Origin of the sequence: Rahnella sp. RFA10(1/100) (assembly GCF_004195115.1) — a bacterium.
Taxonomy (GTDB): domain Bacteria; phylum Pseudomonadota; class Gammaproteobacteria; order Enterobacterales; family Enterobacteriaceae; genus Rahnella; species Rahnella perminowiae.
In genome coordinates, this window is the sequence record NZ_SEWR01000011.1 from 57,236 (window position 1) to 72,909 (window position 15,674).

The 15,674-nt window shown below is 50.5% G+C and carries 16 protein-coding genes; 8 read left to right on the forward strand and 8 right to left on the reverse strand.

Translation table 11 applies throughout. The annotated features are described in order from the left end of the window. The first annotated feature begins 174 nt into the window (after positions 1-174). Together kbl and tdh are read left to right on the forward strand one after the other, a co-directional pair. Entirely contained in the window at positions 175-1,371 is a 1,197-nt protein-coding gene (gene kbl / locus ETV65_RS22610; protein ID WP_129955283.1) for a glycine C-acetyltransferase, read from the forward strand. Positions 1,372-1,380: 9 nt separating this feature from the next. After that, positions 1,381-2,403 carry an L-threonine 3-dehydrogenase gene (gene tdh / locus ETV65_RS22615; protein ID WP_129955284.1) on the forward strand — a complete coding sequence of 341 codons (1,023 nt, stop codon included), beginning with the start codon at positions 1,381-1,383 and terminating at the stop codon, positions 2,401-2,403. Positions 2,404-2,470: 67 nt separating this feature from the next. On the opposite strand, the gene ETV65_RS22620 is transcribed toward tdh, so the two are convergent. The 5 genes from ETV65_RS22620 to gpmM all read right to left on the reverse strand — a co-directional run bounded on the left by ETV65_RS22620 (position 2,471) and on the right by gpmM (position 8,722). Further along, a complete protein-coding gene (locus ETV65_RS22620) occupies positions 2,471-3,400 on the reverse strand; it encodes a hypothetical protein (RefSeq protein WP_129955285.1) in 930 nt (309 codons plus the stop codon). Positions 3,401-3,402: 2 nt separating this feature from the next. Further along, the gene (locus tag ETV65_RS22625; protein WP_129955286.1) at positions 3,403-4,626 is read right to left on the reverse strand and encodes a glycosyltransferase; all 1,224 of its coding nucleotides are present in this window, start codon (positions 4,624-4,626) and stop codon (positions 3,403-3,405) included. A gap of 181 nt (positions 4,627-4,807) precedes the next feature. Continuing rightward, positions 4,808-5,737 carry a divergent polysaccharide deacetylase family protein gene (locus ETV65_RS22630; RefSeq protein WP_129955287.1) on the reverse strand — a complete coding sequence of 310 codons (930 nt, stop codon included), beginning with the start codon at positions 5,735-5,737 and terminating at the stop codon, positions 4,808-4,810. A 2-nt stretch (positions 5,738-5,739) separates the two neighbouring features. Further along, positions 5,740-7,032, reverse strand: coding sequence for a murein hydrolase activator EnvC (gene envC / locus ETV65_RS22635; protein ID WP_129955288.1), 1,293 nt, complete (start codon positions 7,030-7,032; stop codon positions 5,740-5,742). Positions 7,033-7,177: 145 nt separating this feature from the next. Further along, positions 7,178-8,722 (reverse strand): 2,3-bisphosphoglycerate-independent phosphoglycerate mutase, encoded by a 1,545-nt coding sequence (gene gpmM, locus ETV65_RS22640; RefSeq protein WP_129955289.1) that lies wholly within the window; start codon positions 8,720-8,722, stop codon positions 7,178-7,180. Positions 8,723-9,025: 303 nt separating this feature from the next. Here gpmM and ETV65_RS22645 point away from each other — a divergent pair, with 303 nt between their 5' ends. From ETV65_RS22645 to cysE, 5 genes are all read left to right on the forward strand, one after another. Then, on the forward strand, positions 9,026-9,457 hold the full coding sequence (locus ETV65_RS22645; RefSeq protein WP_013577604.1) for a rhodanese-like domain-containing protein: 432 nt from the start codon (positions 9,026-9,028) through the stop codon (positions 9,455-9,457). A gap of 53 nt (positions 9,458-9,510) precedes the next feature. After that, a complete protein-coding gene (gene grxC / locus ETV65_RS22650) occupies positions 9,511-9,762 on the forward strand; it encodes a glutaredoxin 3 (RefSeq protein WP_013577603.1) in 252 nt (83 codons plus the stop codon). 64 nt (positions 9,763-9,826) lie between these two features. Next, positions 9,827-10,297: a protein-export chaperone SecB gene (secB, locus tag ETV65_RS22655; RefSeq protein WP_129955290.1), complete on the forward strand. Its 471-nt coding sequence runs from the start codon at positions 9,827-9,829 to the stop codon at positions 10,295-10,297. Further along, positions 10,297-11,316, forward strand: a complete 1,020-nt coding sequence (gpsA, locus tag ETV65_RS22660; RefSeq protein ID WP_129955291.1) for an NAD(P)H-dependent glycerol-3-phosphate dehydrogenase — start codon at positions 10,297-10,299, stop codon at positions 11,314-11,316. The genes secB and gpsA overlap by 1 nt, the downstream gene beginning before the upstream one ends. A gap of 87 nt (positions 11,317-11,403) precedes the next feature. Beyond that, entirely contained in the window at positions 11,404-12,225 is an 822-nt protein-coding gene (gene cysE / locus ETV65_RS22665) for a serine O-acetyltransferase (protein WP_120133124.1), read from the forward strand. Positions 12,226-12,277: 52 nt separating this feature from the next. Here cysE and trmL read toward each other — a convergent pair whose 3' ends face one another. Genes trmL through cpxR form a run of 3 tightly spaced genes read right to left on the reverse strand, consistent with a single transcriptional unit; the run spans position 12,278 to position 14,857 of the window. After that, positions 12,278-12,751, reverse strand: coding sequence for a tRNA (uridine(34)/cytosine(34)/5-carboxymethylaminomethyluridine(34)-2'-O)-methyltransferase TrmL (gene trmL, locus ETV65_RS22670; protein ID WP_129955292.1), 474 nt, complete (start codon positions 12,749-12,751; stop codon positions 12,278-12,280). A 37-nt stretch (positions 12,752-12,788) separates the two neighbouring features. Further along, on the reverse strand, positions 12,789-14,159 hold the full coding sequence (cpxA, locus tag ETV65_RS22675; RefSeq protein WP_129955293.1) for an envelope stress sensor histidine kinase CpxA: 1,371 nt from the start codon (positions 14,157-14,159) through the stop codon (positions 12,789-12,791). Continuing rightward, positions 14,156-14,857, reverse strand: coding sequence for an envelope stress response regulator transcription factor CpxR (gene cpxR, locus ETV65_RS22680; RefSeq protein WP_129955294.1), 702 nt, complete (start codon positions 14,855-14,857; stop codon positions 14,156-14,158). Before cpxR ends, cpxA begins: the two co-directional genes overlap by 4 nt. 152 nt (positions 14,858-15,009) lie before the next feature. Here cpxR and cpxP point away from each other — a divergent pair, with 152 nt between their 5' ends. Continuing rightward, positions 15,010-15,519, forward strand: a complete 510-nt coding sequence (cpxP, locus tag ETV65_RS22685) for a cell-envelope stress modulator CpxP (protein ID WP_129955295.1) — start codon at positions 15,010-15,012, stop codon at positions 15,517-15,519. Positions 15,520-15,674: the final 155 nt, after the last annotated feature.

Below are 15,674 nucleotides of genomic sequence, written 5' to 3' on the forward strand. Positions count from 1 at the left end.
CACTTCATTATGAAGCTCACATTGGGAAGGTGTCCTATAACAGGGATTCTTATGTTTCAGGGCGTAAGGCGTGAACTATGCTGCAAAACAAAGATATTGTGAGCACTTTCATCGTTATTTCATATGCAGATTAGTAAGGTATTCCGTGAATGAGTCATTTCAGGAGAATACTGTATGTCTGTTTCGTTTTATCGGCAGCTGGAAGATCAGCTGGATCAGGCTCGGGTTGAAGGGCTGTTTAAAGAAGAACGCATTCTCACCACGCCCCAGCAGGCAGAAGTCGCCGTTGCTGGCGGCCATCCGGTCATCAATTTTTGCGCTAACAACTACCTTGGCCTGGCCAATCATCCTGCATTAATCGACGCGGCAAAAGCTGGTCTCGACAGCCACGGTTTCGGCATGGCTTCGGTCCGCTTTATCTGTGGTACACAAGATACGCACAAAGAGCTCGAACACCGTCTGGCTGACTTTCTCGGTATGGATGATGCCATCCTCTATTCCTCCTGTTTTGATGCCAACGGCGGGTTATTCGAAACATTACTGGGTGAAGAAGACGCCATCATTTCGGATGCGCTGAATCACGCCTCAATAATCGACGGCGTCCGGTTATGCAAAGCCAGGCGTTACCGGTATGCCAACAACAATATGGCTGAACTGGAAACCCGTTTGCAGCAGGCAAAAGACGACGGTGCCCGCCATATTCTGGTGGCAACCGACGGTGTATTTTCGATGGATGGTGTGATTGCTAATCTGAAAGGCGTGTGCGACCTGGCTGAACGATTTGACGCGCTGGTAATGGTCGATGATTCTCACGCGGTTGGTTTTGTCGGAGCCGAAGGGCGGGGAACGCACGAATATTGTGATGTGATGGGGCGTGTGGATATCATCACCGGCACGCTCGGCAAAGCGCTGGGCGGTGCTTCCGGCGGCTATACCGCAGCGCGTCAGGAAGTGATCGACTGGCTGCGCCAGCGTTCGCGGCCTTACCTCTTTTCTAATTCTCTGGCACCGTCGATTGTCTCCGCCTCGCTTAAAGTGCTTTCCATGCTCGAAGAAGGCAACGACCTGCGTGAACGTTTGCTCAGCAACGCCAGACTGTTCCGTGAAAAAATGACCGCCGCTGGTTTCACGCTGGCGGGTGCCGATCACGCGATTATCCCGGTGATGCTGGGCGAGGCCCGTCTGGCTCAGGAATTTGCATCGCTTTTGCAGCAGGAGGGGATTTACGTCACCGGTTTCTTTTATCCGGTGGTGCCTCAGGGACAGGCGCGCATTCGTACTCAAATGTCAGCGGCGCACAGCACGGAACAGATCGAAAAGGCCGTTGAAGCCTTCACCCGTATTGGCAAAAAACTTGGCGTGATCGCCTGAGGAATGTCGATGAAAGCCTTAGCAAAACTCAAACGAGAAGAAGGCATCTGGATGACGGATGCGCCGGTACCTGAATTAGGGCACAACGATTTGCTGATCAAAATCCGTAAAACGGCCATATGTGGCACTGATGTGCATATCTACAACTGGGATGAGTGGTCACAAAAAACGATTCCCGTGCCGATGGTTGTCGGACACGAATATGTCGGCGAAGTGGTGGGTATCGGCCAGGAAGTTAAAGGTTTCAGTATCGGCGACCGGGTGTCGGGTGAGGGGCATATTACCTGCGGACATTGCCGTAATTGTCGCGGAGGACGCACACATTTGTGCCGCAATGCGCAGGGCGTCGGGGTAAACCGTCCGGGTGCTTTTGCGGAATATCTGGTATTGCCTGCTTTTAATGCGTTTAAAATCCCGGACAATATTTCCGATGATCTGGCTGCGATTTTTGATCCCTTCGGGAATGCTGTGCATACCGCATTGTCGTTTGATCTGGTCGGTGAGGATGTGCTGATCAGCGGGGCCGGCCCGATTGGCATCATGGCCGCTGCGATTTGTAAACACGTTGGTGCCCGCCATGTTGTCATTACAGATATGAACGAATACCGTCTGGAACTGGCGCGTAAAATGGGCGTAACGCGGGCAGTGAACGTCAGTCAGCAAAGCTTGCAGAATGTGATGGATGAACTGGGTATGACGGAAGGGTTTGACGTCGGACTGGAGATGTCAGGTGCACCGTCCGCATTTCGCAGCATGCTCAACGCCATGAATCACGGAGGCCGGATTGCGATGCTGGGCATTCCCTCCACTGAGATGGCGATCGACTGGAATCAGGTGATTTTCAAAGGGCTGTTTATTAAAGGCATTTACGGAAGGGAAATGTTCGAAACCTGGTACAAAATGGCCGCCCTGATCCAGTCAGGATTAGATCTTACCCCTCTCATTACGCACCATTTTCCTATTGATGAATTCCAGAAAGGGTTTGATGCAATGCGCTCCGGGCATTCAGGCAAAGTGATACTCAACTGGTAATCCGGTACTCCGGGAACGCAAAAAGCCCGCTGAAATAGCGGGCTTTTTGCTGAAAATGGCGCAGTTGTTACGCCGCAGGATCGGCCGTTTTTTTCTCGGCATCCGTCAGATAACGTACTTTACGGGTGTAATCCTGCCCTTTGAATAACAGTTCATTATCCGGTGAAGCCAGATACTTTTGCCATTCTGTCAGCGGGAAGCCGCCATGAGCGCCAATCACTTCTTTCGGGATAACCGATGGCGTACCGCCAATTTTTTTCGATACCGGCCAGTTCATCCAGTCGCCCAGATTGACGCTTTTGATATCCAGTGTATCCAGCATGGCGGCCAGAGGTAGCTGATCAGTCGGTGGCTGATTGTCTGGCAGAAGGTTCCAGGTATCTCTGAAAAACATAATCCACAGCGGGCACAAACGCTCCCAGGTTTTACGGGTGGCGGCTAAGAAAGCGCCGTTGACATGATCAACAATATAAGGGCGCACGCTGTTTTTGTAATACGCCGGGATTATCTCAGGATCACAACCGTCCAGTTTGGCAATCATCTTTCCCTGGCGGAAACTTGAGTAAATGTGATTTTCATGCAACTGAATTTCAGGCATTTTGAGTAAATTCAGATCGGAATCGATCATCAAAATACCGTCAGTCTTGGCCTGCAAAGGTGCCATCAGTTTGATCAGGCGACTGAGATAAATTTGTTTATAGCGATAATCACCGGATTTGGTCTCAGGGTTAAGCGTGACGATGCGGACTTTCTCAGGCAACGGGCGGAAATGGCTGGCATCCTGATCGGTAACAATCACGATTTCCTGTAATGCGGTCGCGAATTTATCGGCAAATTCTGCACACAGACACGCCTCTTCAATATAGTCGGCCCCTGCAGAAGGGATCACTACTGACGTAACACTGTTTTTGGGTTTGTCTGGCGTGACGGTATCGGGATACGGCAAATTATGGCGCGAAAGTATGTGACGATATTTTGGATTTAGAAATTTGAACATATTCAGCCTTGTTTCTTTTTCACACTGCTTAAAACGGTTTCAACGCCTGAGACATATTTTTCAATTGCAAATTTTTCGCGAACAATCAGGTTTGCCTGCTCTGCGATTTCATTTCTCAGATGGGCATTGAGATACAGTGTTTTCATATGGTTAAAGAGCATTTCAATATCGCCATACTCAAATAACATGCCGGTTTCTGCATTTTTAATCAGTTCGGCCGTTCCGGTGACATTCGATCCAATCACAGGTGTTTTTAGCAGCATCGATTCCAACACGACCCGTGGCAGGCCCTCACTTTTTGAACCCAAAATAAAGGTATCAAACGCGGACAGGTATTCCAGCGCATTGCTCTGAAAGCCTGTGAATATGACTTTATCCATCATATTCAGAGCCGAAGCTTGCTGAATGAGGCGGCGTAAGTTCGGGCCTTCACCCACAAACACCATTTTCCATTTAGCTTCCGGAAATGCGCGGTTAAATTTGTCCAGCGCCAGTAACGTGAAGTGATGGGCTTTGCGGTTAATCAGAGAACCGATACTGCCAAAGATGAACGTATCGTTGTCGGCCGCTAATTCTTCCCGGATTTTATTGCCGTCAGGCAATGGCTGATGAATATCAATGCCATTAAAAACGGTAAAACATAACTCCTTGCGTACACCGCGTTTGAGCAGTTGTTCCTGCACACCCTGAGAAACAGAGATAATGCTGTGGCAGAACTGGTTAACGATTCGCACAATTTCCCGGCTGAGCACCGGCTCAATACGACAATGTTGTACGATTTCTGTGGGTAAACCGGCAGTAGAATAATAGCCTTCAACATTCGAGCTGGGCTGATTATTCATATACAGAATGTCAAACTGACCGAGTTCAAGCAGGGAGTGAATTTTGCGGATGTTGGGGTTAATACGCCAGATTTTGTCGATGGAATAAATGGCTTTCTGACGCAAGTTACTGTTAAAGAAAAACAGCGTTCTTAATACTTCTTTGACGATTTTTGCCCAGGCAGGTTGTTTAACCTGCGGAATAAAGAATACCGGAACATTCAGTGAGTTTAAAATCTGGCCGATAGTTTCGCCGTTGTCCCGGGCATAATCGTTATAAAAGCAACAGCTGATTTCAAATTTTTCACGATCGATTCTTTTCAGCAGTTCTAACATACTGTTAGTACCGCCTCCCCATTCCTTGCCACTATCCAGTAGCAGAATTTTAGATCGATCTTGTCCCATCGGTTAGCGCCCTTGCTCAGTCCGGTCAAAAAAATATACAGCGCCTATTATATGAGGCAAAACCCAGAAGCTCTACTTTTTAGTTTGGCTCGTAAACTCATCTATATCAATAAGTTAGTTAATGGTAACGGAGATATGCTTACCATCAATATAATCAGGAAATCGTCAATGTGTGCGATTCCTAGTTTTGCGTAAAAGTTGTCATCACAGAATATTGCCGTTCCACAAACTCCAAGGCAGGTAAAGATTTCAGGCTTTCTCCCAGAACTTTAAACATGCTGTCCGCATAAATCTGCGGGATGGGTTGCCTGAGGCGACAGACACTGATGCCTTTACGCGATGATTTTACTGGCCCGATCGTGGCTTTGCGGGTTGCTGCGCTGCGCTGGGGTTCGTTCAGCAGATCGCTTGGCCTGACCAGAACGATATCGGCAGGTAAGTTTGGCAACATTTGCTGCAGCACTTTCACCGTAGTGGGATGTGGGTGCCCGATCGCGATGGCATAGCCATTCTTGCGTGCGAGTTGAATTGCACGTTCAAATTGACGGCGGATTTCCGTTTCATTCTGCACATCATCTAAAAAGACATTGCGTTTAATCACTTTCACCCGGGTGCCCTGAGCCGCTTTGACTGACTGGGTGTTGCCGATGGTCATACTATCAAGGAAAAACAGGTTGTGAGCATTCATTGCCTGCATGACATTTTCCATGCCGGTCAGGCTGGAGGTCATAGCGCTACCCATATGGTTATTGATACCAATCGCGTAGGGAATATTGCTGATCGCCTGATCGACAATGCGTTTCACTTCTGCGGCACTCATGGAAGGTGTGAGCGTATCTTTTTCCAGAGGTTGCTTGCTGAGCGGTGCCATCGGCAGGTGGATCAGAATCTCACGTCCCTGCTGGTGCGCTTTGTTCATCATCATCTGCGAATCGGGTGCATTGGGGAAAATCGCGACGGATACCGCTTTTGGCATCTGAAGTACCTGGTTTTCCTCATGCTGGCGATAACCGAAGTCATCGATCAGGATGGATAATTTCGCTGCCTGAACCTGACAGGCAAAGAACGCAGTACCGCAAACGGCAGCTAAAACGGACTTGTTATATCGCAATGCTATCTTCCCAACCACGGCTGTGGATTAACTGCCTGGCCCTGACGACGAATTTCAAAATACAGCGATGGCTGGCCCTGTCCGCCGCTGTTCCCAACTTTAGCAATGGCCTGACCGGTTCTGACCTGGTCGCCTACGCTGACCAGCGCATCCTGATTGTAGCCGTACAGGCTCATATCGCCTTTACCGTGATCGATAACCACAACCAGCCCGTATCCCTGTAACCAGTCCGCCAGAATGACCCGTCCGTCAGCAATCGCACGGACATCACTGCCTTCCCTTGCTGAGATCACCATCCCTTTCCAGCGTAGTTCACCCTGTAGCTGTTCGCCGAAGCGATGTATCAACGAACCATTAACAGGCCAGATATTTTGACCTGATGGTCTGCCCAGACCGCCGGTACGGGCCATCAGGGATTGCTCGCTTTGGGTTGGTTTGTAGGTGGAGCCGGATTTCTTCGCCTGTTGCTCTTTCGCTCTGACTGCCGCAGCTTCACGCGCTTCTTTTTCTGCGCGTGCTTTGGCGGCACGCTCAGCGGCTGCAATTTTGTTTTGCAGGCTGGATTCGTTGGCGCGCAGTTCAGTCAGGCTCTGCTCATCTTTTTGCAATGAGGATTCGAGCGCGGTCAGTGTTTGTTTGCGTGCGGCGCGTGCCTGTTCGAGTTTCTGCTGCTGGGTTTGCTGTTCATCCAACAGGCTTTTTTGCCGGGCTTGTTTAGATTGCAAAGACACACGCTGTGCCGCCAGCGTAGTGCGGGTCTGTTTCAGATCTTCGATGGTTTTCTGTCGTGCTTCATTCAGATAACCAAAATAAGCCAGGATCCTCTCGCTGCGTTCGCTCTCTTCGCTGCTCAGCAGTAATTGCAGGCCCTTATGCTGCCCGATGCGGAAGGCGGCATCGAGCTGCTTTGCCAGAATAGTTTCCTGCGTCTTTTGTTGTTTTTGCAATTTATCGATGGACGCATTCAGCCCGGAAATGTCTTTTCCCAAAGTGGCGAGGGTAGACTGTGTACTGCGCAACTGACTGCTGGCTGAAGCGATGGTTTTTTCCTGCGCCTGCAGTTGCTGCAGTAAAGTGCCGCGTTGCTGTTTCTGCTGTTTTACGCTTTTCTCTTTTTCCGCAATGTTTTGCTGAATGGTTTTGAGCTGATCTTTATTGTCGTCAGCATGCACGCTCACAGAGAGAGACAGCAGAGATACGCACAGTAATAAGGCTGGAGATGGGAAGGCAGATACGGCCTTGTCCTGAGCGGAAAGGCGGGTTCTCATCAGGCTGAAATGAATGAATTTGCTCAAACTTTTTTCCGCTTGTCGACCGTGGATGATAGACAATATGGCTGTCCCTTATCGTATCGTAACACTAATCAACCGGCTGATGCACAAACAAAAAAGGCGTACCAACGGAGGTCAGTACACCTTTTTTAACACGCTTTAACAGCAATTAGCGGGCGATAAACAGCGGTTTGCCGGTCATTTCCGTCGGAATTTCCATGCCCATCAGTGAAAGCATGGTTGGCGCGATATCAGATAATTTACCGCCTTCAACAGCCTGTGCATTTCCACCGATATAGATGAGCGGTACCGGCAGGCTGGTATGTGCGGTATGCGCCTGGCCGGTGGCAGGATCACGCATCTGTTCCGCATTGCCGTGGTCGGCTGTAATCAGCAACTGACCACCGGCGGCTTTCACTGCGTCCACGACCTGAGCAACACATTTATCGAGCGCTTCAACGGCACTGACAGCCGCATCGTAAACACCGGTATGGCCGACCATGTCGCCATTTGGATAGTTACAAATGATGGCGTCATATTTACCGCTGCTGATTGCGCCGAGCAATTTTTCCGTCAGTTCAGCAGAGCTCATTTCCGGTTGCAGGTCATAAGTCGCCACATTGGGTGATTTCACCAGGATACGATCTTCGCCTTCAAATGAGTCTTCCATGCCACCGTTAAAGAAGAAGGTGACATGGGCATATTTTTCGGTTTCAGAGATACGCAACTGCGTTTTCCCGTGCGCCATCAACCATTCGCCCAGCGTATTTTTCAGGGATGCCGGTGGATAGGCACAGGCTGCATTGATGTCTGCAGCATATTCGGTCAGCATGATAAAATCGCCGAAATTAATCACTTTTTCGCGGGTAAAGCCCTCAAAATCCGGGCTAATGAAAGCACGGGTGATTTCACGTGCACGGTCTGCACGGAAGTTCATAAAGACCAGCGCATCGCCATCATTGATTGCGGCAGTTTCTTCGCCAGCGGCTTGCAACACAGTCGGTTTGACGAACTCATCATTTTCGTCGCGGGCATAAGCGGCTTGCAGACCTGCAAGGGCGTTATCGGCAGTGAATGCGCCTTTTGCCTGTGACATTAAGTCATAGGCCTGTTGCACACGATCCCAGCGGTTGTCGCGATCCATGGCGTAATAACGCCCCACGATTGACGCGATACGGCCTGTACCTATCTGTGCAAATTTTTCTGAGAAGCGTTTCAGGGCTGCTTCAGCACTGCGCGGTGGGGTATCGCGGCCATCCAGGAAGGCATGCAGATAAATGGCTTTCGCACCACGGCGTTGCGCCAGCTCAATCATCGCCATAATGTGATCTTCGTGACTGTGAACGCCACCCGCAGACAGCAGACCCATAATATGAACCGATTTGCCGGCGGCGATTGCACGATCAACAGCGCCAGTCAGTACGCTATTATTAAAGAAATCACCTTCTTTAATTTCTTTGTCCAGACGGGTGAGATCCTGATACACGATGCGACCGGCACCTAAATTGACATGGCCGACTTCGGAGTTACCCATCTGCCCGTCGGGTAAACCGACGTCCAGCCCGGATGCGGCGATGAGGGTGTGCGGATGAGTGGCCCACAAATTATCCATGACGGGGGTTTTGGCGTTCAGAATTGCATTATCTTGTTGTTCTTCGCGATGCCCGTAGCCATCAAGAATCACCAGAACCATCGGTTTTTTGTTGCTCGACATGTCAATTGACCTCAGTTTGAAAGATGAAATGCTCATTAGGCTCGCCAGCTGAAACAGTCTGAACAGGCGCGGCTAAGGGCATTTAAGGCGGCTGATTTTACCTCAGCGCGGTAAGTGAATAGCCGGAGGAGATCAAAGATGAGGTGAGGTGAGGGTTAACTTTCGCTATAAAGGCGTGTTAATTTTCCGAGACGTGCCGCAGATTGTGGCAATCGCCGCGCTTACTGGCTGTATTTGCTCCGACGCGCAGGTATACTCTGAAGCCTTGAATTTTCCCCCAACTGACGGGAGTTGCTACACCCCATGCAAGATATTATGCCATTCATCAGTGCGCATCCGGTTCTCAGCCTGGCGTGGGTTGCGTTACTGATTGCAGTAATTGTAACCACTTTTAAAACACGTTTTTCTAAAGTAAAAGAGATCACCCGTGGCGAAGCAACCCGCCTGATTAACAAAGAAGACGCCATTGTTGTCGATGTCCGCGCGCGTGAAGAATTCCGCAAAGGCCACATCGCTGAATCACAAAATGTGTTGTCTGCCGACATCAAGAACAACAACCTGGGTGAACTGACCAAACATAAAGCACAGCCTGTTATCGTGGTTTGTGCCACAGGCCAGACTTCCCGCACTGCGGCTGAAGGCCTTATTGCTGCGGGTTTTGAACGCGTCTTTACACTCAAAGAAGGTATCAGCGGCTGGAGCAGTGAAAATCTGCCATTAGTGCGCGGTAAATAAGACATTAAGCAAACTGCTACGGCAATAAATTTTACGACTCTGAGGTGGAACCCATGGCCAAAATTGAAATCTACACCAAGGCAACCTGCCCTTACTGCCATCGTGCGAAGGCTCTCCTTAATAGCAAAGGGGCTTCATTCGATGAAATCGCTATCGACGGCGACGCGGATAAACGTGAAAAAATGATCGCCCGTAGCGGTCGTTCAACCGTTCCTCAGATTTTTATCGATGGGCAACACGTAGGCGGTTGTGATGATTTACATGCACTTGATGCACGCGGTGGCCTTGACCCAATGCTGGGTTAATAAAGGCGGCGCCTGTTTTCCATTAAGTGTTTAAAAGGACTATTAACCCGAGGGTACTACTCACATGTCAGAACAAAATAACACCGAGATGGCTTTCCAGATCCAACGTATCTACACCAAAGACATCTCTTTTGAAGCGCCAAATGCGCCTCAGGTTTTCCAGCAAGACTGGCAGCCAGAAGTTAAACTGGATCTTGATACTGCTTCCAGCCAGCTGGCTGACGGCGTATATGAAGTCGTCTTGCGTGTGACCGTAACGTCTTCCCTGGGCGACGAAACTGCGTTCCTGTGCGAAGTTCAGCAAGGTGGTATCTTCACTATCTCCGGTATTGATGGCAACCAGATGGCACATTGCCTGGGGGCATATTGCCCGAACATTCTGTTCCCGTATGCCCGTGAGTGCATCACCAGCCTGGTTTCCCGCGGTACCTTCCCGCAACTGAATCTGGCACCTGTTAACTTTGACGCTCTGTTCATGAACTATCTGCAACAGCAAGCTGAAGGCGAAGGTGCTGAACCGCATCAGGATGCCTGATGAAAACCGTCAATGCGTCAATGACAGTGATCGGTGCCGGCTCGTACGGCACCGCTTTAGCGATTACTCTTGCCAGAAATGGTCATCCCGTTGTGCTGTGGGGACATAATCCCGACCACATCAATGCGTTACAGCGCGCCCGTTGTAATCAGGAATTCCTTCCTGATGTTCATTTCCCCGATAATCTGTTGCTCGAAACCAATCTTTCTATCGCGTTAGCTGCCAGTCGTAATGTACTGGTTGTAGTGCCAAGCCATGTATTTGGTGACGTATTACGCCAGCTGAAACCGCATCTGCGCCCTGATGCGCGCGTGGTGTGGGCGACGAAAGGTCTGGAAGCCGAAACCGGACGTTTGTTGCAAGATGTCGCGCGCGAAGAACTCGGCGATGCAATTCCATTAGCCGTCGTTTCCGGGCCGACATTTGCTAAAGAACTGGCGGCCGGCATGCCAACGGCAATCTCACTGGCCGCAACGGATACCCGTTTTGCCGAAGATTTGCAGCAATTGCTGCACTGTGGCAAAAGCTTCCGTGTTTACAGCAACCCCGATTTTATCGGTGTTCAACTGGGCGGTGCGATTAAAAATGTTATCGCGATTGGTGCCGGGATGTCTGATGGTATCGGCTTTGGGGCTAATGCAAGAACCGCGCTGATTACCCGTGGTCTGGCAGAAATGACCCGCCTGGGTTCCGCTTTAGGCGCTGACCCAGCCACATTTATGGGCATGGCAGGCTTGGGTGATTTAGTGTTAACCTGCACAGACAACCAGTCCCGCAACCGTCGCTTCGGCATTATGCTGGGGCAAGGCAAAGATGTTCAGACTGCTCAGGACACCATCGGCCAGGTTGTTGAAGGCTATCGCAATACAAAAGAAGTGCGGGCTCTGGCGCAGCGAAATAATGTTGAAATGCCGATCACGGAACAGATTTACCAGGTGCTGTATTGCGGTAAAGATGCGCGTGAAGCAGCAATCAGTCTGCTTGCCCGTGCGAGCAAGGACGAAAAACACAGCCACTGAAAGGCATTTGCAGAATAGCCACCTTGTTGGTATTCCCCACAGGGCGGCTTTTTATTACCCGAACTTGCAAAGTCGTAAGGAAAAGTGATGTCGTTAGAAGAATTAGAACTGGTCTGGAATAACATTAAATCAGAGGCGAGAGCGCTGGCTGAGTGTGAACCGATGCTGGCCAGTTTTTTCCATGCGACGTTGCTAAAACATGAAACGCTGGGCGGCGCGTTGAGCTACATTCTGGCCAACAAACTGGGCAATCCGATTATGCCTGCGATGGCGATCCGTGAAGTTGTCGAAGAAGCCTATCGCAACGACGAACAAATGATCCTGTCCGCTGCCCGCGACATTTTGGCTGTGCATCAGCGTGATGCCGCGGTCGACAAATATTCCACACCGCTGCTTTATCTTAAAGGGTTCCACGCGCTGCAGGCTTACCGCATCGGTAACTGGCTATGGAAGCAGGATCGCAAAGCGCTGGCAATTTATTTCCAGAATCAGATTTCAGTGTCATTTGGCGTAGATATTCACCCGGCGGCACGCATTGGCTGTGGCATCATGTTTGACCACGCCACCGGCATTGTCATCGGTGAAACGGCCGTGGTGGAAAATGACGTGTCGATTCTGCAATCTGTGACACTGGGTGGTACAGGGAAAACCTGCGGTGACCGACACCCTAAAATTCGTGAAGGCGTCATGATTGGTGCCGGTGCGAAAATCCTCGGCAACATCGAAGTGGGTGCTGGCGCAAAAATCGGTGCGGGTTCAGTCGTATTACAATCAGTTCCTCCACATACCACGGCTGCAGGCGTTCCGGCGCGTATTGTCGGGCGGCCGGAAAGCGAGCGGCCTTCCATGGATATGGATCAGCATTTCAACGGTATTGTGCAGGGTTTTGAATTCGGCGACGGCATCTGACAGGCTTTCAGATGGCATGAATCTGCATGCCATCCTCTTCACTTCCAATACGCTATTCTTTCAGCAATGCGCCCGGATATCCCAACTGACGCCAGGCTTCATAAACCACAACGGACACAGCATTCGACAAGTTCATGCTGCGGCTTTCTGCGCGCATGGGAATGCGGATTTTCTGTTGTGCTGGCAGGTTATCCAGTATGGATGCCGGCAAGCCGCGAGTTTCTGGGCCGAAGAGCAGGAAATCATCCTCCTGATAGCTGACGGCGCTATGTGCTGGCGTGCCTTTGGTTGTCAGTGCAAACAGGCGCTGTGGGTTTTCACTACTGAGAAAGGCATCATAATTAGCGTGATGCTTGATATTGGCGAATTCATGGTAATCGAGCCCGGCGCGGCGCAGACGTTTATCGTCCCAGCCGAAACCCAAAGGTTCGATGAGGTGAAGCTGGCATCCGGTGTTGGCACACAGGCGGATAATGTTGCCGGTGTTGGGCGGGATTTCTGGTTCAAATAAAACAATGTTAAGCATGCGTCCCCCTGATAAAGGGACGCAGAATAGCAGAAACTTAACGCTGGTGCAGCGGCAGCCAGATAATCAAACGAAGGCCGCCCAGCGGGCTGTCTTCGGCTTTTACCTTGCCTCTGTGCTGTTGAACAGCGGTATCGACGATAGCCAGCCCAAGGCCGGTACCGCCGGATTCCCGGTCACGCGCTTCATCAGTACGGTAGAACGGACGGAAAATCTGCTCACGATCTTCCTCACTTACGCCGGGGCCGTCATCATCTACGGTGATGGTGATCCCTTCGTTGTCGTGGGCGAAGTTCAGCACAATATGATGATTCGAATAACGCAGGGCGTTACGCACGATGTTCTCCAGCGCGCTGTCGAGCGCCGCCGCATTACCGATCAGTTTCCACGGGCCAGGTGGTGATGTGACTTCAAGTGTTTTGCCCATTTGTTCGGCTTCAAACTGTGCGTCGTCAATCACTCCAGCCCACAATTCGTGTGCCTTTAGGGTTTCGCGCGATAATTCATTTTTATGCTGGCTGCGTGACAACACCAGCAGGTCATTGATCATGCCATCAAGGCGCTGAGCCTCATTTTCGATGCGTTGCAGCTCTTTCCCTTCACCATGACGACGTCTCATCAACGCGGTTGCCAGTTGCAAACGCGTCAGCGGGGTACGGAGTTCATGTGAGATATCGGAAATCAGCCGTTGTTGCGCCGTGACCATCCGTTCGAGTGCGCTGACCATCTGGTTGAAGCTGGCACCGGTCGCGAGGAACTCCTGTGGCCCTGCTTCGAGTTCCGGATGCTGCTTAAGATTGCCGCGTGCAACATCATCAGCGGCGTTTTTCAACTTGCGCGCCGGTTTCGCCAGGCTCCAGGCCAGCCAGAGCAACAGCGGGGCGCTGATCAGCATGGTGACGATTAACAGCAACAGCGGGCGGTCGAACATCAGGTTGATAAAGTCAGACTGGGAACTGCTGGCGGGGCGCATCAGATAAAGCTGGTAATTGTCTTCGCCGTCACGAACGGAGAAAGGGCCCACCATTTCGACGCGGCCATATTTTTTCTTCTTCGGGCGATCTGAGTTATCAGACTGGCCGATAAAGTTACGCACGATCTGCATTTCATTGCGCTGAGCGCCAATCACCCGCCCTTCGCTGGTCACCAGCAACAGGCGCTGACCTGGCGGAGCCCATTTGTCGATGGCACGGAACAAGCGGCGCCACCACATCAGGTCATTTGCAGGATCGGTCGCCAGTTCAGCCTCAACGTGTTGTTCAATCATCAGGCCTTGCCGCTGCTCGTTATCGAGCAGCGGTGTAATCTGGCGTGAATCGAGTTTCGGCACCATTAATACCAGCATCAGCACTAAGGCTAATGTGAACCAGAAAATGGCAAAAATACGTGCCGTAAGGCTGTTTATCATGAAGCAGAAACCATCAGATAACCCCGTCCACGCAGGGTTTTAAACCACGGATGACCATCCTGGCGATCAGGTAATTTACGGCGCAGATTCGAGATATGCATATCAATAGCACGGTCAAACGGCGTCAGACGTTTCCCCAGCACTTCCTGACTAAGGTGTTCGCGGGAAACAACTTGTCCAAGATGTTTTGCCAGTAAGTACAAAAGGGTGAATTCAGTGCCGGTTAAATCCAGCGCTTCCCCGTTAAAGCTGGCTTCCTGACGGCCTGGGTTGAGTTGCAGCCCGTCCACTTCGAGCGTCGGTGAGCCGCTGTTTTCATTGCTTTGCTGCTGTTCGCTCCAGTTAGAGCGACGCAACATGGCCCGGATACGAGCCACGAGCTCGCGGTCATTAAACGGTTTTGGCAGATAGTCATCGGCACCCAGCTCAAGGCCAAGAACACGATCTAATTCACTGCCACGAGCGGTTAACATAATCACTGGCGTCTGATGGCGCTGGCGTAATTCTTTAAGGGTTTCAATGCCGTTTTTCTTCGGCATCATCACGTCAAGTAACAGAAGATCGATGGTATTATCGATTTTCTCTAATGCCTGCTCACCATCGTAAGCCACTACAACATTAAAGCCTTCCATTTCGAGCAATTCTTTCAAAAGTGAAGTCAGTTCACGGTCGTCATCAACTAACAAAATTTTATTCATTGTATTTACCTCTAGACGCAAAATACGTCATCAATTGCCGCTATTCCATGACTTTACGTACTTTTACAAGCACTGACGCTTGTTTGCAGCAGCAGGTTTAGACTGCTTTTCAATGATTCGCGATGAAGCGATAAAGACTTTAGGAGTATGTGATGTTTAAGGCAGCTTCATTTGGTTTGGCCACGCTTCTGACACTCAGTTCAGGTGTCGTTTTAGCAGATGGCGCAAAACCAGTGTCGGCGATGCCAGCAGAACATGATAGCACGATGTTGGAGAAGCCTCTGGAACGCAACACTATGTTTGATGGTGTTAATCTCACTGAACAGCAGCGCCAGCAAATGCGTGACCTGATGCACCAGGCTCGAAAAGATTTGCCTAATGTAAATGTAGAACAGATAGAAACGATGCACCGATTGGTTACCGCCGAAAAGTTCGATCAGGCCGCCGTCCGTGCGCAAGCTGAATTGATGGCTCAGGAGCAGGTGGATCGTCAGGTCGAAATGGCCCGCATCCGCAACCAGATGTTTAATCTGCTGACCCCTGAGCAAAAAAATGTATTGAACCAGAAACACGAGCAGCGCATGAAACAGATGCAAATGCAGTTATCTGGATTACAGCCCTCTTCTGCCCAGAAGACGAGTAGTACCAGCACGACCGAGTAAGATCCCTGTTTTTCCTTGCCATAGACACCATCCCTGTCTTCCCCCACCGAAAGGTGGGGTTTTTTTTGCCTTCAATTTTGGTGGGATCTGCAAATAGGAAATTAACAAGGTGGAAATCTGCGCGTAACGAACGGGAAATATCTTGTAAAAGCCGT

What these genes read in the sequence shown, in the direction of transcription:
- gpsA (WP_129955291.1), top strand. Translation starts at nt 10,297, where the DNA reads ATGAAAACCGTCAATGCGTCAATGACAGTGATCGGTGCCGGCTCGTAC.
- ETV65_RS22620 (WP_129955285.1), bottom strand. Translation starts at nt 3,400, where the DNA reads ATGTTCAAATTTCTAAATCCAAAATATCGTCACATACTTTCGCGCCAT.
- secB (WP_129955290.1), top strand. Translation starts at nt 9,827, where the DNA reads ATGTCAGAACAAAATAACACCGAGATGGCTTTCCAGATCCAACGTATC.
- cpxA (WP_129955293.1), bottom strand. Translation starts at nt 14,159, where the DNA reads ATGATAAACAGCCTTACGGCACGTATTTTTGCCATTTTCTGGTTCACA.
- ETV65_RS22645 (WP_013577604.1), top strand. Translation starts at nt 9,026, where the DNA reads ATGCAAGATATTATGCCATTCATCAGTGCGCATCCGGTTCTCAGCCTG.
- cpxP (WP_129955295.1), top strand. Translation starts at nt 15,010, where the DNA reads ATGTTTAAGGCAGCTTCATTTGGTTTGGCCACGCTTCTGACACTCAGT.
- tdh (WP_129955284.1), top strand. Translation starts at nt 1,381, where the DNA reads ATGAAAGCCTTAGCAAAACTCAAACGAGAAGAAGGCATCTGGATGACG.
- grxC (WP_013577603.1), top strand. Translation starts at nt 9,511, where the DNA reads ATGGCCAAAATTGAAATCTACACCAAGGCAACCTGCCCTTACTGCCAT.
- cysE (WP_120133124.1), top strand. Translation starts at nt 11,404, where the DNA reads ATGTCGTTAGAAGAATTAGAACTGGTCTGGAATAACATTAAATCAGAG.
- kbl (WP_129955283.1), top strand. Translation starts at nt 175, where the DNA reads ATGTCTGTTTCGTTTTATCGGCAGCTGGAAGATCAGCTGGATCAGGCT.
- ETV65_RS22625 (WP_129955286.1), bottom strand. Translation starts at nt 4,626, where the DNA reads ATGGGACAAGATCGATCTAAAATTCTGCTACTGGATAGTGGCAAGGAA.
- cpxR (WP_129955294.1), bottom strand. Translation starts at nt 14,857, where the DNA reads ATGAATAAAATTTTGTTAGTTGATGACGACCGTGAACTGACTTCACTT.
- trmL (WP_129955292.1), bottom strand. Translation starts at nt 12,751, where the DNA reads ATGCTTAACATTGTTTTATTTGAACCAGAAATCCCGCCCAACACCGGC.
- gpmM (WP_129955289.1), bottom strand. Translation starts at nt 8,722, where the DNA reads ATGTCGAGCAACAAAAAACCGATGGTTCTGGTGATTCTTGATGGCTAC.